This is a genomic window from uncultured Senegalimassilia sp. (assembly GCF_902464545.1).
Taxonomy (GTDB): Bacteria; Actinomycetota; Coriobacteriia; order Coriobacteriales; family Eggerthellaceae; genus Senegalimassilia.
Map to the genome: position 1 here is coordinate 73,470 of NZ_CABQJR010000001.1, position 13,276 is coordinate 86,745.

The 13,276-nt window shown below is 62.9% G+C and carries 14 protein-coding genes and 1 tRNA gene; 14 read left to right on the top strand and 1 reads right to left on the bottom strand.

Translation table 11 applies throughout. The features are described 5' to 3' along the window. Positions 1-142: 142 nt before the first annotated feature. The 13 genes from metG to RDW26_RS00255 all read left to right on the top strand — a co-directional run bounded on the left by metG (position 143) and on the right by RDW26_RS00255 (position 10,928). Complete coding sequence (gene metG, locus RDW26_RS00195) at positions 143-1,729, top strand: methionine--tRNA ligase (RefSeq protein WP_307981961.1); 1,587 nt, start codon at positions 143-145, stop codon at positions 1,727-1,729. Between the two features lie 189 nt (positions 1,730-1,918). Then, positions 1,919-2,995, top strand: coding sequence for a TatD family hydrolase (locus RDW26_RS00200; protein WP_307981963.1), 1,077 nt, complete (start codon positions 1,919-1,921; stop codon positions 2,993-2,995). Further along, positions 2,992-4,038 (top strand): NAD(P)H-dependent oxidoreductase, encoded by a 1,047-nt coding sequence (locus RDW26_RS00205; protein ID WP_307981964.1) that lies wholly within the window; start codon positions 2,992-2,994, stop codon positions 4,036-4,038. The genes RDW26_RS00200 and RDW26_RS00205 overlap by 4 nt, the downstream gene beginning before the upstream one ends. Further along, complete coding sequence (rsmA, locus tag RDW26_RS00210; protein WP_307981965.1) at positions 4,031-4,939, top strand: 16S rRNA (adenine(1518)-N(6)/adenine(1519)-N(6))-dimethyltransferase RsmA; 909 nt, start codon at positions 4,031-4,033, stop codon at positions 4,937-4,939. The genes RDW26_RS00205 and rsmA overlap by 8 nt, the downstream gene beginning before the upstream one ends. Positions 4,940-5,066: 127 nt before the next feature. Beyond that, positions 5,067-5,399: a Veg family protein gene (locus RDW26_RS00215; RefSeq protein WP_288578122.1), complete on the top strand. Its 333-nt coding sequence runs from the start codon at positions 5,067-5,069 to the stop codon at positions 5,397-5,399. Between the two features lie 102 nt (positions 5,400-5,501). Further along, positions 5,502-5,577 (top strand) — tRNA-Ala (locus tag RDW26_RS00220). Between the two features lie 250 nt (positions 5,578-5,827). Beyond that, positions 5,828-6,481 (top strand): HAD-IA family hydrolase, encoded by a 654-nt coding sequence (locus RDW26_RS00225; RefSeq protein WP_307981967.1) that lies wholly within the window; start codon positions 5,828-5,830, stop codon positions 6,479-6,481. 391 nt (positions 6,482-6,872) lie between these two features. Next, entirely contained in the window at positions 6,873-7,292 is a 420-nt protein-coding gene (locus tag RDW26_RS00230; protein WP_298628656.1) for a 6-carboxytetrahydropterin synthase, read from the top strand. A 7-nt stretch (positions 7,293-7,299) separates the two neighbouring features. After that, positions 7,300-8,196, top strand: coding sequence for a radical SAM protein (locus RDW26_RS00235; protein ID WP_298628658.1), 897 nt, complete (start codon positions 7,300-7,302; stop codon positions 8,194-8,196). Between the two features lie 2 nt (positions 8,197-8,198). Further along, a complete protein-coding gene (gene queC, locus RDW26_RS00240; protein ID WP_298628660.1) occupies positions 8,199-9,038 on the top strand; it encodes a 7-cyano-7-deazaguanine synthase QueC in 840 nt (279 codons plus the stop codon). Positions 9,039-9,167: 129 nt separating this feature from the next. After that, a complete protein-coding gene (queF, locus tag RDW26_RS00245; protein WP_307981968.1) occupies positions 9,168-9,671 on the top strand; it encodes a preQ(1) synthase in 504 nt (167 codons plus the stop codon). Positions 9,672-9,857: 186 nt separating this feature from the next. Next, positions 9,858-10,379 carry a phosphatase PAP2 family protein gene (locus RDW26_RS00250; RefSeq protein WP_307981971.1) on the top strand — a complete coding sequence of 174 codons (522 nt, stop codon included), beginning with the start codon at positions 9,858-9,860 and terminating at the stop codon, positions 10,377-10,379. An 81-nt stretch (positions 10,380-10,460) separates the two neighbouring features. Next, positions 10,461-10,928 (top strand): hypothetical protein, encoded by a 468-nt coding sequence (locus RDW26_RS00255; RefSeq protein WP_298627701.1) that lies wholly within the window; start codon positions 10,461-10,463, stop codon positions 10,926-10,928. A gap of 256 nt (positions 10,929-11,184) precedes the next feature. On the opposite strand, the gene RDW26_RS00260 is transcribed toward RDW26_RS00255, so the two are convergent. Then, positions 11,185-12,480 carry an O-acetylhomoserine aminocarboxypropyltransferase/cysteine synthase gene (locus tag RDW26_RS00260; protein WP_307981973.1) on the bottom strand — a complete coding sequence of 432 codons (1,296 nt, stop codon included), beginning with the start codon at positions 12,478-12,480 and terminating at the stop codon, positions 11,185-11,187. Positions 12,481-12,747: 267 nt separating this feature from the next. Between RDW26_RS00260 and RDW26_RS00265 the strand changes: the two genes are divergently transcribed. Next, positions 12,748-13,116 (top strand): heavy-metal-associated domain-containing protein, encoded by a 369-nt coding sequence (locus RDW26_RS00265; RefSeq protein WP_298627705.1) that lies wholly within the window; start codon positions 12,748-12,750, stop codon positions 13,114-13,116. Positions 13,117-13,276 lie beyond the last annotated feature (160 nt).

The following is a 13,276-nucleotide window of genomic DNA, read 5'->3' on the forward strand; positions in this document are numbered from 1 at the left end:
CGGATCGCCCGATGATTGCGTGGTGGCGGGTTTGGGGGCAGGCTTCGCGCCGTCTCCGCGTGGTACAATCGGGGGCACTGCGAAAACCCAGGTTGGCGGGGCATCATTCGCCCGACTGCGGCCGCGAGCAAAAGGAAGCACCATGTCAAAGGGAACCTACTCGTTCACCACGCCCATCTATTATGTGAACGCCGAGCCCCACTTGGGCACGGCCTACACCACCGTCGCCGCCGACACCGTCGCGCGCTACCAGCGCATGAACGGCTACGACGTGGCGTTCGTCACGGGTATGGACGAGCATGGCCAGAAAGTGGCCGATACCGCCGAGTCGAAGGGCATGACCCCGCAGGCCTGGTGCGATTCCATGGAGCCGGCGTTCCGCAACGTGTGGGACCTGCTCGACATCACCTACACCGATTTCGTGCGCACCACCCAGCCGCGCCACGCCCGCACCGTGCAGAAGTTCTGGCAGGACCTGTTCGACAAGGGCTGGTGCTACAAGGGCAGCTACGAGGGTTGGTACTGCGTGCACGAGGAAACCTATTACGCCGAGTCCGACCTTGAGAAGAACGAGGACGGCGAGCTGGTGTGCCCCGACTGCCATCGCCCGGTGCAGAAGGCCGGCGGCGAGGAGAACTGGTTCTTCAAGCTTTCCGAGTTCCAGGAGCCGCTGCTGAAGTTCTACGAGGAGAACCCCGACTTCATCCGTCCCGAAACGCGCAAGAACGAGGTGGTCACCTTCGTGAAGAGCGGCCTGAAGGACCTGTCCATCAGCCGTTCCACCTTCGACTGGGGCGTGCCGCTGCCCTTCGACGATGGCCACGTGGCCTACGTGTGGGCCGACGCCCTGCTGGCCTATCTCACGGGCATCGGCTACGGCGACGAGCAGCGCGCCGGCGAGTTCGAGCAGCGCTGGCCCATGCAGTACCACTTCGTGGGCAAGGACATCACGCGCTTTCACTGCGTCATCTGGCCGGCCATGCTCATGGCCGCCGGCCTGCCCATCACGCACACCGTGTTCGGCCATGGCTTCCTGCTCACCAAGGGCGAGAAGATGTCGAAGTCCAAGGGCAACGGCATGAAGCCCGCCGACCTAGTGAAGATCTTCGGCGTGGACGCGTACCGCTACTACTTCATGTCCGACGTGCAGTTCGGCCATGACGGCAACATCTCCATGGAGCGCATGGTACAGGTGTACAACGCCGACCTGGCCAACACCTGGGGCAACCTGTGCAGCCGCGTGTTCAACATGACGAACAAGTACTTCGACGGCAAGGTGCCCGCTGTGCCGACCGACGCCGCCGAGCGCGTTGCCAACCCCATGCTGCCCATCGTCGAGCAGCTGTACGCGAAGTACGACGCCTGCATGTCCCAGGTCGACTTCACCGGCGCTGCCGTCGCGGTGCAGGAGCTTGCCGGTCGCGTGAACCTTTACGTCGAGGAAAGCGCTCCGTGGAACCTGGCGAAGAAGGAAGAGACCCAGGGCGATCTGGCCGCCGTCATCTACAACGCGCTCGAGGCAATCCGCATCATCGCGCTGTACATGGCCCCGTTCATGCCGAACACCTCCAACGAGGTGTTCGATCGCCTGAGCCTGGGCAAGGTCACCGACGTGGTGGACGTCGAGGGCGCCACGAAGTGGGGCCAGCTGTCCGCCGGCAACACGGTCACCGTGGGCGACCCGCTGTTCCCGCGCCTGAACATGGACGAGATCCAGATCGAGGAATAAAAGCGTTCCGCCTGCCAAACGGCAGGCGGAACGCTTGATGCTGCGGCGGATCGCGGCGAAGGAGCCTCCTTCGCCGCGCCGCACATCGCGACACTTCAAGTCCTGACATTTCGGGGACGTAGCGTTAAGTGTCAGGGCGAAGGGGAGACCCTTCGCCCTGCTGCATATATATGTATAGGGAAGGGATGCATGGCCGAGGAAGAGCAACAACCGGTTTTCGCCGACGCGCTGTTTCGGCAGAAACGCAAGCATGGAAAGTTTCGCCTGGTGGAGCCGCCGCGGCTTGCCGGTCCGGTGGCGGACACGCATGCGCATGTGCACCTGCTTGCCGATCCGGCACTGGAGTTCGCGCGCTGCGCGGCGTGGGGTGTGGATTTCGTCTGCGACATCATCGACGTGCAGGAAGATGCCCCGGATGTGTTCGAGCGCTTCGATGGCTGGTTTGCCGAAGCGCAGTCTCGCTTGCCCGAAGTGGTGGAGCGCACGCGCGAGGTGTTGGCCGCCGGCGGCGATGAGCTGACGCATCTGCCCGATGGCGCCGATGCGGCGCGTTTCGCCTTGCCCGACGATGCGGCGTCGCGTCCGCTGCCGCGCCTGCGTCTGGCAGCCGGCGTGCATCCGCATAACGCGCGCTTCTACGATGACGCTATGGAATCTCGCCTGGTCAATCGCCTGGCCGACCCGCGTATATGCGCCGTGGGCGAGATCGGCCTGGACTACCATTACGACCTTTCGCCGCGCGAGGATCAACGGCAGGCGTTCCGCCGTCAGATCCGCTTGGCGCACGCCACGGGCCTTCCCGCGGCGTTGCACGTGCGCGAGGCGCATGACGAGGCGTTCGCCATCCTGCGCGAGGAGGGCTTCCCCGAGGCGGGCACGTTGCTGCACTGCTTCGACCTGGACTGGGAAACGCTCGAGCCGTGGGTGGATCGCGGCTGCTTCGTGGCTTTGGGCGGTGCGCTCACATTCAAGCGCTGCCAGGACACGCGCGACGCGGTCGCGCGCACCCCCCGCCACCTGTTGCTCACCGAAACCGATTCGCCGTACATGACGCCCGAGCCTATGCGCGGCATGCCGTGCGGCCCCGCGCACACCGTGTTCACCGCGGCGTGCATGGCCGAGGTGCTCGGGTGCGAAACCGAAAAGGCCAGAAGCCAGATGCTGGCTCAAATCGCGCAAAACGCGCGCGCATTGTTGGACCGCCCACCCACACCCTGGCAGATCGAACATGCGCAAACCGCCGCAACTGAAAGGAATTGCGAATGAAACGCCTGATCATCGTCGGCTCGCCTCGTGTCGAGGGGCGAAGCGGCGCGCTTGCGGACCTTTTGTTCGAAAGCTGCATCGAGGAGTGCCCGGAAGACGAGGTGTATTTGGCGCCCGTGTCCACGCTCGATGTGGCCGGCTGCAACGCCTGCGATTTCTGCAAGCGCAAGGCGCAGGGCGCGATGACCGAGCAGGAGGCTGCCGAGGATGAGGCCTTCGAGGAGCAGCGCGCCGAGGACGAGGCGCCGCGCCGTTGCGCCATCCGCGACGACATGGACGACGTCTACCCGCTGCTTGAGGATGCCGACGAGCTGATCGTCGTGGCGCCGGTGTATTTCGCCGGCCCATCTTCGCAGCTCAAGTGCATGCTCGATCGTTTCCAGCCGTACTTCTGGACGCGCACCCGCGCCCGCAAGCGCCCGTGCACGCTGCACGTGGTGGGAGAGGGCGGCGACCCGCACGGTTTCGATCCGCTTGTGGGGTGCGTCCGCTCTGCCGCCGCTGTGGCGGGCTTCCGCTTGGAGCGTGTGCTGGATTGGGTCGGCAAGATCGATGAATCCGGCGAGATCGTCGATGAAGCCGACGAGTATCCCGTCGAGGGGCCCGTGGTGCGCGCCTTCGCTGGGGGCAAGATGGCCGACCAGGGCGCTGGCGAGCAGGAGCTGCTGGCGGAAGATGAGCCGACGGAACAGGCCGACGAGTTCGAACCCGAGGCGTTCGCTGAGAACGATTTCGCCGCTCAGCTGGCCTCCCAGGCGCAGCGTCGCCAGAATCGCGCGCGCCTGAACCTGGGCGAGAACGGTGCCGAGCGCCAGGTCATCCAGCTTGACGAGGATGGCCGCCGCATCGATGCGGCGCAGCACGGTCGCAAGCGTTCGGCTCAAAAGAAGCACGCCAACGCCAAGCGCGGCACGAACGGCACGGTGCAGGCTAAGCACGAGAACCCGCATGCTCCTAAGGGCAAAGGCGGGCAGGGCAGGTCCGGCAAGGGCAGCTCGAAGCAGGGCGGCGGTCGCGGCAAGCAGGGGAAGCGCCGTGGGTAGCGTATCGTCTTTGGCCAACCTTTCGGTCACTCGGCAGGTGCTGGCAGATCACGGGCTTTCGGCAAAGTACTCGCTCGGGCAGAACTTCCTGGTCAACGAGGCGATTGTCGCGAAGATCGTGGCGCTGGCCGAGCTCGAGGGCGCGGACAACGTGCTCGAGATCGGTCCCGGCATCGGCACGCTCACCATGGCCCTGCTGCAAAACGCGAAGCATGTCACGTCCATCGAGCGCGATACCGACCTGCCTGCGGTGCTGGCCGAAACGCTGGAGCCGTGGTGGGATTCGTTCACGCTCATTCAGAAGGACGCGCTTGACCTGCAGCTTTCCGATTTGGACGGGCAAGAGGCCCCCAACAAGCTGGTGGCGAACCTGCCGTATGCCGTCGCTGCCACGGTGGTGCTTGACTATTTCCAGCGCATCGAATCGCTTGAGTCGGCAACGGTGATGGTGCAGAAGGAGGTGGCCGACCGCATGGCCGCCGAGCCGGGCACGAAGAACTACGGCGCCTATACCGTGAAGCTGCGGCTGTATGCGCAGCCGGCGGGGCGCTTCCCGGTCAGCCCGAACAACTTCTTCCCGCCGCCGCGCGTGGACAGCGCGGTCATCCGCCTGAACCGCACGCCCGTGCTCGATAAGCAGGGCAAGCCTCTTGACGGGGAAGTGGTGCGCGCCGCTTGCACCATGGCCGACGCTGCGTTCGCCAGCCGCCGCAAAACGCTGTCGAACTCATGCAAAACCTACTTCGCCGGTCGTGGGGCCGGCGGTGCCGCGGTGGCTCCGCACCTGCCCGAGTTGTTCGAGCAAGCGGGCATCGATCCCAAGCGCCGCGGCGAGACGCTCTCGCTGGCGGAGTTCGTGAACATGGGCAAGGCGCTGCTGGCGCTGCAGCAGGGCCTATAGTCAAAATATGGCCATTGTGTGGGAAATGCTATGCAATTAGGTGCAAAACATGGAGAAGTAAGCGTGCATTGACCCGCATGATACAATTTTGAGCTGTTATCTGTGTGTTATGTAGGAAAGAGCAACTATGGACTTAGCGAAACAAGCGCAAATCGTCGACTCCATTCATGATACGTTACACGATTTCGTCGGTCAACGCCTGAAAGTGCGCGCCAACATGGGCCGCTCCAAGATCGTCGAGAGCGAGGGCACGCTCATGCAGGTGCACCCGCAGCTGTTCATCATGGAAGTCGATCGCAAGCGCGGCCGCACCGCCCGTCAGTCGTACCAGTATGTCGACGTGCTCACCGGCATGGTCGAGCTGTCGCAGAATGGCGAGCCGCTGTTCGAGCCTTTCGTTCCCGAAGGCGACGAGCCGGGCGTTGAGTCTCCTCTCGTGGAGGAGCGCGTCCTGTCGTAAGCGGTTTTAACCGTGAACTTTTTGCGGATGCCCGCGAAGAAGTGTTTGACAAACAGCGTTTGAACGAGGAAAATGCTTTCTCGCGCAAAGCGCAATACCCATGGGGATGTAGCTCAGCTGGGAGAGCATTACGTTCGCAACGTAGGGGTCGTGGGTTCGAATCCCATCATCTCCACCATGGAAATGCAAGGGCTGCTGGTAATCCGGCAGCCCTTTTTCTTTTCCCAGACACTTCGGGGACGTAGGGCTAAGTATCCGACCCGGCCGGAATCGGCGGCATGTCGATTCGGGAGACGTAGCATTAAGTGTCCGGATCGATGGGAATCGGCGGGAGAGCGGTTTCGATGGCGTTGGCGCAACTCGAAAGCGGTCGCTGTTGCTGTCCGTTGGTTTGCGGAGCGGGCTTATATAGATAAATAAGGAGCATCATGGCTGGTTTGAAAGCGGTTTTGTTCGACAACGATGGCACGCTGGTGGATTCTCGCGAGCTGCTTTTGGCGAGCTTTCACTATGCGGGCCCTGCGGTGCTGGGCCGTCAGCTCAGCGACGAGGAGTACTTGCAGAAAGTGGGGCAGCCGCTGGCCGTGCAGGTCAAGGACTACACGGACGACCCGGTGCTGCAGGAGCGGTTCTGCGAAGCGTATCGAGCGCACAACAAAACGGTGCACGATAAGATGATCAAGGCGTTCCCCGGAACGGTTGAGGCGCTGGCGGAGCTCGCAAGCGCGGGCCTGAAGCTGGGCGTGGTCACTTCGAAGCGTCATGCGGTTGCCTGGCGCGGGCTTGAGGTGGTGGGTGCCGCATCGTATCTGGATTGCTGTGTGGGCTGGGACGATATCGAGCGCCCGAAGCCCGATCCCCAGCCGGTGGTCCGCGGTTGCGAGCTGCTGGGGTTAGATCCTAGCGAGTGCCTGTACGTCGGCGACGCCCCGTTCGACCTGCAATCCGGCAACGCGGCAGGCGCAAGCACCGCGGCGGTGACCTGGGGCATGTTCAACGAGCCCGCTCTGACGGCCGAGCACCCATCGTTCGTCTCGCACACCTGGGACGAGCTGATCGCAAGCACGCTGGCGTTGCTCTAGCTTTCGGCATCTACGGGGCGTCGGACGCTTTGGGGTCGCGGCTCCGAAGCGTCCGATTTGATGATGTCATCCGGAAGGATGGCGGTACGTTTCCGAAACGTCTGCTGGCGTTGCTCTGGGCGCTTGCGGTTATCGTGCGGAAGCTTGCTTGCGGGTTTTGGCTGCGGCTTTGGGGCGGTATACTTGCCGCGTGATTGATGGACAGTTCGAAAACCTCCTGTCGGTAAACAAAACTAGGTACCTTGCCCGCTGATCGCGGCGGGCGTTTTGCGTGACAACGCGATTCTATCAGCGGGGGGCGAACAGCTCCTGCTGCATCGTTGCAGGTTGCCGCGCATTTCGAAAAGGGCCTTTCCGACGGCGGTTTTCGCTTGATGGAAGGGCTTTTACTATGTATGGGCTGAAAACGGAGAGCAGCTTCGACGCTGCGCATTTCCTGACCGATTACCACGGCAAGTGCGAGAACCTGCACGGTCATCGCTGGCGCGTGGTGGCGTATCTCGAGCAGGCCGAGCTGCAAACCGAGGGCACGCACAAGGATATGGTTATCGACTTCGCGGACTTCAAGCATGCGCTGCGCGACCTTACCGAGGAGCTCGACCACTCGTTCGTGGTAGAGGAGGGCTCGCTCATGCCCAAAACCCTGGATTGCCTGCGGGAGGAAGGGTTCACGCTGTCGATGATGCCCTTCCGCACCACCGCGGAGAACCTGGCGCGCTACTTCTTCGGCAGGCTTGCCGAGCAGGGTTTCCCCGTGTCGCAGGTGGACGTGTACGAAACGCCGAACAACTGCGCGATTTACCGCGCGTAGCGAAGTCATGACCTGCGAAAACGAAAACGCAACGGCAACCTATGGCAGCCTGCACGACGCGTTCTCGGCCTTTAAGCGCGCCGATGGCGCGCAAGCGCCCGCATCCGGCGCCGGCAAGACGTCGGCGCCCGCGCCGGCCTCTTCGCTTGCTGCCGCCGTCAGGGCATCGCAATGCCGAAGCGCCGACCAGTCCAGCTCCCAGGCGACCATGCCGGTTGCGGAGCGGTTCGTCAGCATCAACGGCGAAGGGGCGTGCGCGGGCAAGCTGGCGGCGTTCATCCGATTTACCGGCTGCAATCTGCGTTGCGGTTATTGCGACACCATGTGGGCGAACGTCCCGGGTGCCGCGGCGAAGGACGAAACTCCCGAGCAGTTGGCGGCGTGGGTGCGGCAGACCGGCGTGGAATGCGTGACGCTCACCGGCGGCGAGCCGGTGCTGCAGTCGCTGTTGCCGCAGCTGGTGGAGCTGCTGCTGGGCGAACCCGGTCCGAGCGGGCGCGGCCTACGCGTGGAGATCGAGACGAACGGCGCCGCCGACTTGAACGAGCTTGCCGGGTTGCGCACGCGTATCGGCAACGCCGCGCCCGGCACGCTCTCCTTCACCGTAGACTGGAAGCTGCCGTCAAGCGGTATGGAGCAGCAGATGCTGCCCGCGAACTTCCGCCTGCTCGACGCGCGCGACACGGTGAAGTTCGTGTGCGGGCAGGGCGATCTGCCGCGCGTTTTGGAAGTTGCCCGGCAGCTCGATCTGCCGGGGCGCGTGCCGGTATACCTGAGCCCGTGCTTTGGGGACATCGAGCCGGCGCGCATCGTTGAATTCATGCAAGAGAACCAAATGACCTGGGCAACCGCTCAAGTGCAGCTGCACAAGGTCATTTGGCCCGATGTTGAGAGGGGCGTGTAAGGATGGGCATTTTCGAAGGACAGGCGTTCTCTTCTTTCGCGGCTGCGGCCGCCAACGCGCGCGAGAACCTGCGCGTGCACGGGACGCTGGGCGAGGATCCGGCCCCGCGCGACGAGAACGGCAAGGTGTGCGGCGAGAACCCGCAAAAGGCGCTCGTACTCAGCAGCGGCGGCGTGGATTCCAGCACGCTTCTGGCCTTGGCGGTCAAGCGCTTTGGCGCGGAGAACGTGTTCGCGCTGAGCATCTCCTACGGTCAGCGTCACGAGAAGGAAATCGAGAGCGCGAAGGCGGTTGCCGCGCATTACGGCGTCGAGCAGCGCTTCCTCGACCTTTCCGCCATCTTCGCCGATAGCGACTGCAGCCTGCTCGAGCACTCCTCGCAAGACGTTCCCGAGGAAAGCTACGCCGAGCAGATCGACGAGGCGGACGGCTCCCCGGTCAGCACGTACGTGCCGTTCCGTAACGGGCTGTTCCTGTCGAGCGCTGCGTCCATGGCGTTGTCGCTGGGCGCGAGCGTGCTGTTCTACGGTGCGCATCATGACGATTGGGCTGGCGATGCCTATCCCGATTGCTCCATCGAGTTCGTGAATGCCATGAACCTTGCCATTACGCAGGGCACGGGGGGTCAGCTGCATATGGAGGCGCCGTTCGTGTCCTGGTCGAAGGCCGATATCGTGAAATGCGGTCTTGAGCTGGACGTTCCCTACGAGCTTACCTGGAGCTGCTACGAGGGCGGCGAGCGTCCGTGCGGCAAATGCGGCACGTGCATCGATCGCGACCGCGCTTTTGCCGCCAACGGCATGCGCGACCCGCTGCTCGACAAGCTGGACGCCCAAGGGTAGGACGCTGCCGCTAGGAAGGTCGCCTTCCACTGCGCGGCGGCCGTCCGCTGTGTAGCGGCCGTTTACCTAGCAGTCCCGAATCCATGCAACCCGCGCGGTTTTTTCGGCCGCGCTTCCCAAGGAGGATCTATGACCAACGAGAAACCTATGCGCGCCGGCACCGACGACCTGTCGCTTCTTGGAAACCAGGGTGTGCAATATCCGCAAACCTATGATCCCAGCGTGCTGGAAACGTTCGACAACAAGCATCCCGGCAACGACTATTTCGTGAAGTTCAACTGCCCGGAGTTCACGGCGCTGTGCCCTATCACCGGCCAGCCCGACTTCGCCACTATCTATATCTCCTATGTGCCCGACGTGCGCATGGTGGAGAGCAAAAGCCTGAAGCTGTACCTGTTCAGCTTCCGTAACTATGGCGATTTCCACGAGGATTGCGTGAACGTGATCATGAAGGACCTCATCGCGCTGATGGACCCGAAGTACATCGAGGTGTGGGGCAAGTTCCTGCCGCGCGGCGGCATCTCCATCGACCCGTATTGCAACTACGGCAAGCCCGGCACGCGCTGGGAACAGGTTGCCTGGGATCGCCTGGCGAACCACGACCTGCATCCCGAGGCCGTGAACAACCGCTAGTAGCGCTTGACGCCCGCAGACATCGCCGTCTGCGGGCGTTTTTGTGCGGGGCTGCAACATTTACGCGTTTTGGTCGGAACCTAACGTGTGCGTTGACCTGGGGAAACATTGCGCCAGACCAGGTCATCCGCCGATTTTCAAACGTATGCGAGCGCGTGCGCTTTGGCGGTCGGATACAATGCTGGCATGCAAAAAACCACTTACATATCTATGACCGATGCCTTGCGGGCACGTCCTGCGCTGGCGCGCGGCGTATCGCTGGCGAACAAGATCATCACCAACGCGGTGTATGTGGCATATCCGTGCCTGCTCGCGTGGCTGGCATATGCCGCGGCAGCCGGTGCAGCCGGTGCGGCGAGCGAGCTGCTCCGCGCCGTGCTAGTACCGGGCATCTCGTTTGCGCTGGTCACCGTGATACGCAAGGCCAGCAACGCACCGCGTCCGTACGAGGTGTTCGGCGCCGCTCCCGTCATCCCGAAGGATACGCACGGCAATTCGTTCCCCAGCCGGCACGCGTTCAGCATCTTCGTCATAGCCATGACGTTTTGCGCCTGCTGCCCGCTTGCGTGGGTGGGGCCGGTCATGCTGGCTGCCGGGGTGTTGCTGGCGGTTATCCGCGTGGTGTCGGGCGTGCATTTCCCCCGCGATGTCGTGGTGGGGGCTTTGCTGGGTGTGCTTGCAGGTTTTGTGGGTCTCTGGATTCTTTAGTGGCAGGCTGATACAGTTATTGATATCGAATATCGATATAGGTTAGCCGATACCGTCCGTTTCGTTTCAGAGGGGGTAGATATGCTGAAGGTTTCGAAGCGTACGTTGCTTTTAGTCGCCGGCATTGTTTGGCTTATCGCCGGCGGGAACATCGCCTGGCTGGGTATCCAGTCGTTCGCTCAGATGGATCAGGGAATCTGGTGGCTGCTCGCTATCGGCGCTGCCGTGGTGTTCACGCTGTTCCACATCAAGGTTTTCTCGAAGATGGTGGGCAAGCATGCCGCTCGCATCGCCGGTTACGAGGCTGACCGCGTGGGTGTGTGGCACTTCTTCGACGTGCCGGGTTATGCCATGATGGCCATCATGATGAGCGGCGGCATCTCCCTTCGTGCGTTCGGCCTGGTTCCCGCATGGTTCATCGCGTTCTTCTACACGGGTCTGGGCGTTGCTCTGGCGCTTTCCGGCGCAAGCTTCCTTATCCGTTTCGCGCGTCGCGGCAATCGTCCCGCCCCGTGCCCGCTGGTTCCCGGTGCGGCTTCGCGCGGATAACCGTTGCATAACCGCATTCATCACGAAGGCCCGCTCAGCTGAGCGGGCCTTCGCTTTGCTACCGGGAAATCCTGGCAAGGGGTTGTTTCGGTCAGGGGCATCTCGCGAAACTGCCCCGTCGCGGCTATGGCGCGCGCCGCTGGGGAAACGGAAGCGCCATAGCCTTCGGGGTGCCACCTGGCGGCGCAATCCCGCTTCCGGCCGGGGAAATAGGAGCCGGTAGCGCGCGTCGCCATGGGCGATTGCCGCTGGCGGGCTACTTGATGGCTTCGAAGCCAGCTGCCAGGTCGGCGATGATGTCGTCGATGTTCTCGGTGCCGATGGACAGGCGCACGGTGGTGGGCTTGATGCCTGCGGCAAGCAGCTCGTTCTCGGTCAGCTGGGAGTGCGTGGTGGATGCCGGATGGATGACCAGCGACTTCACGTCGGCCACGTTGGCCAGCAGGCTGAACAGGCTCAAGGACTCGGTGAACTTGCGCGCGTCGTCGGCGGTGCCCTTCACGTCGAAGGTGAAGATGGAGCCGGCGCCGTTCGGGTAGTACTCATCGTAGAGCTCCTTGGCGCGGCCGGTTGCCAGCGCCGGATGGTTCACGGAAGCCACCTGCGGATGGTTGTTCAGGAACTCCACCACCTTCAGCGCATTCTCCACGTGGCGGTCGACGCGCAGGGACAGCGTCTCCAGGCCAAGCAGCAGCAACCATGCGTTGAACGGGGAGAGCGTGGCGCCCTGGTCGCGCAGCAGCGTGGCGCGGGCCTTCGTGATGTAGGCTGCGGGGCCTGCGGCCTCGGTGAACACCACGCCATGGTAGCTGGGGTTGGGCTTGGCCACGCCGGGGAACTTGTCGGCATTGGCGGCCCAATCGAACGTGCCGGCGTCGGTGATCACGCCGCCCATGGCCGTGCCGTGGCCGCCGATAAACTTGGTGGCGGAGTGGACGACCACGTCGGCGCCGTGCTCGATGGGGCGTAGCAGGTAGGGCGTGGAGAACGTGGCGTCCACGATCAGCGGCACGTTGTGGCGGTGTGCGATATCGGCCCAAGCCTTAAGGTCGAGCACGTCGGAGTTGGGGTTGCCCAGCGTCTCGGCGTACAGCAGCTTGGTGTTGTCCTGGATGGCGGCCTCGACGGCGTCCAGGTCGGCCGGGTTGACGAACGTGGTGGAAAGCCCCTGATCGGCCAGCGTGTGCTCGAACAGGTTCAGCGTGCCGCCGTACAGGTTGGTGGAGGACACGATGTGATCGCCGGCGGTGGCGATGTTCTGCACGGCGATGGTGATGGCGGCGGAACCGGTTGCCACGCCCAGGGAACCCACGCCGCCTTCAAGCGCGGCCACGCGCTCCTCGAAGGTGCTGACGGTGGGGTTGGTCAGGCGGCTGTAGATGTTGCCGGGCTCGGTCAGGCCGAAACGGCCGGCGGCGGTGGCGGCATCCTTGAACACGTAGGACGAGGTCAGATAAATCGGCACGGCGCGGGAATCGGTTGCCGGATCGGGCTGCTCCTGACCGGCATGCACTTGCAGGGTTTCAAAGGCGTACTTCTGCTTCTCAGACATCTGGTTATCTCCTAAATCGATTGCAATGGCTTTCTCATTCCCATATAACTTGGTGACGGTTTGTAGTTATACCGAAGCATAGGAAGCGGGTCAATAGGAATATAGGAGATTCGGTCTGCGGGGTATTTCGAAATTCAGATACCTGGTTTTTCGTACCGCCGATAAGCCTAGCAAATAAATGGGAAATAATGCTCGAATATGCCCCATGGGGGTATACAAGTGCTATGATTGCCTTGTCTGTTAACCAAAGCTAAGAAAGGTGGGACCATGGTCGCGACCGTGATCATCTGCATCGTCATCGCCGTTGCCGTCGTTTTCGCAGCTAGAAGGGCCGTTCGCACGTTCTCGGGTGATGGCTCATGCTGCGGCGGGAAGAGCGCGAAGAAGGTCAAGCGCACGCATGTCGAGGATACGGATGAGGCGAACTATCCGTATGCGACGGATGTGCCGATCGGCGGTATGACGTGCGAGAGATGCTCCGCCGCGGTTGAGAATGCGCTGAACGGTATCGACGGCGTGTGGGCGCGGGTCGATTTGGCGGCGAAGAACGCGCACGTGCTGTCCAAGCAGCCGCTCGACATGGACCGCGTGAAGGATGTCGTCCGCGAAGCCGGCTACTACGCGATCCAGCGCTAGCTGCGCGCCCGTCGCAAGGCGAGCGACCGCATGCGGCGGCCCGTTTCGCTGGGCAGGTTGCGCGATTGGCGAGGTGGATCCCGGCTGCGGCATTATACGGAGCGGCTTGTCCGCTAGCGCGAAAAAGGGCCTCCCTTGGGAGGCCCTTTTTCATGGTTGA

Excerpts from the sequence above, each read along its gene's own strand:
- queC (WP_298628660.1), top strand. The coding sequence starts at position 8,199 with ATGGGCATTTTCGAAGGACAGGCGTTCTCTTCTTTCGCGGCTGCGGCC.
- RDW26_RS00255 (WP_298627701.1), top strand. The coding sequence starts at position 10,461 with ATGCTGAAGGTTTCGAAGCGTACGTTGCTTTTAGTCGCCGGCATTGTT.
- metG (WP_307981961.1), top strand. The coding sequence starts at position 143 with ATGTCAAAGGGAACCTACTCGTTCACCACGCCCATCTATTATGTGAAC.
- RDW26_RS00250 (WP_307981971.1), top strand. The coding sequence starts at position 9,858 with ATGCAAAAAACCACTTACATATCTATGACCGATGCCTTGCGGGCACGT.
- RDW26_RS00235 (WP_298628658.1), top strand. The coding sequence starts at position 7,300 with ATGACCTGCGAAAACGAAAACGCAACGGCAACCTATGGCAGCCTGCAC.
- RDW26_RS00230 (WP_298628656.1), top strand. The coding sequence starts at position 6,873 with ATGTATGGGCTGAAAACGGAGAGCAGCTTCGACGCTGCGCATTTCCTG.
- queF (WP_307981968.1), top strand. The coding sequence starts at position 9,168 with ATGACCAACGAGAAACCTATGCGCGCCGGCACCGACGACCTGTCGCTT.
- RDW26_RS00225 (WP_307981967.1), top strand. The coding sequence starts at position 5,828 with ATGGCTGGTTTGAAAGCGGTTTTGTTCGACAACGATGGCACGCTGGTG.
- RDW26_RS00200 (WP_307981963.1), top strand. The coding sequence starts at position 1,919 with ATGGCCGAGGAAGAGCAACAACCGGTTTTCGCCGACGCGCTGTTTCGG.
- RDW26_RS00215 (WP_288578122.1), top strand. The coding sequence starts at position 5,067 with ATGGACTTAGCGAAACAAGCGCAAATCGTCGACTCCATTCATGATACG.
- RDW26_RS00260 (WP_307981973.1), bottom strand. The coding sequence starts at position 12,480 with ATGTCTGAGAAGCAGAAGTACGCCTTTGAAACCCTGCAAGTGCATGCC.
- RDW26_RS00205 (WP_307981964.1), top strand. The coding sequence starts at position 2,992 with ATGAAACGCCTGATCATCGTCGGCTCGCCTCGTGTCGAGGGGCGAAGC.
- RDW26_RS00265 (WP_298627705.1), top strand. The coding sequence starts at position 12,748 with ATGGTCGCGACCGTGATCATCTGCATCGTCATCGCCGTTGCCGTCGTT.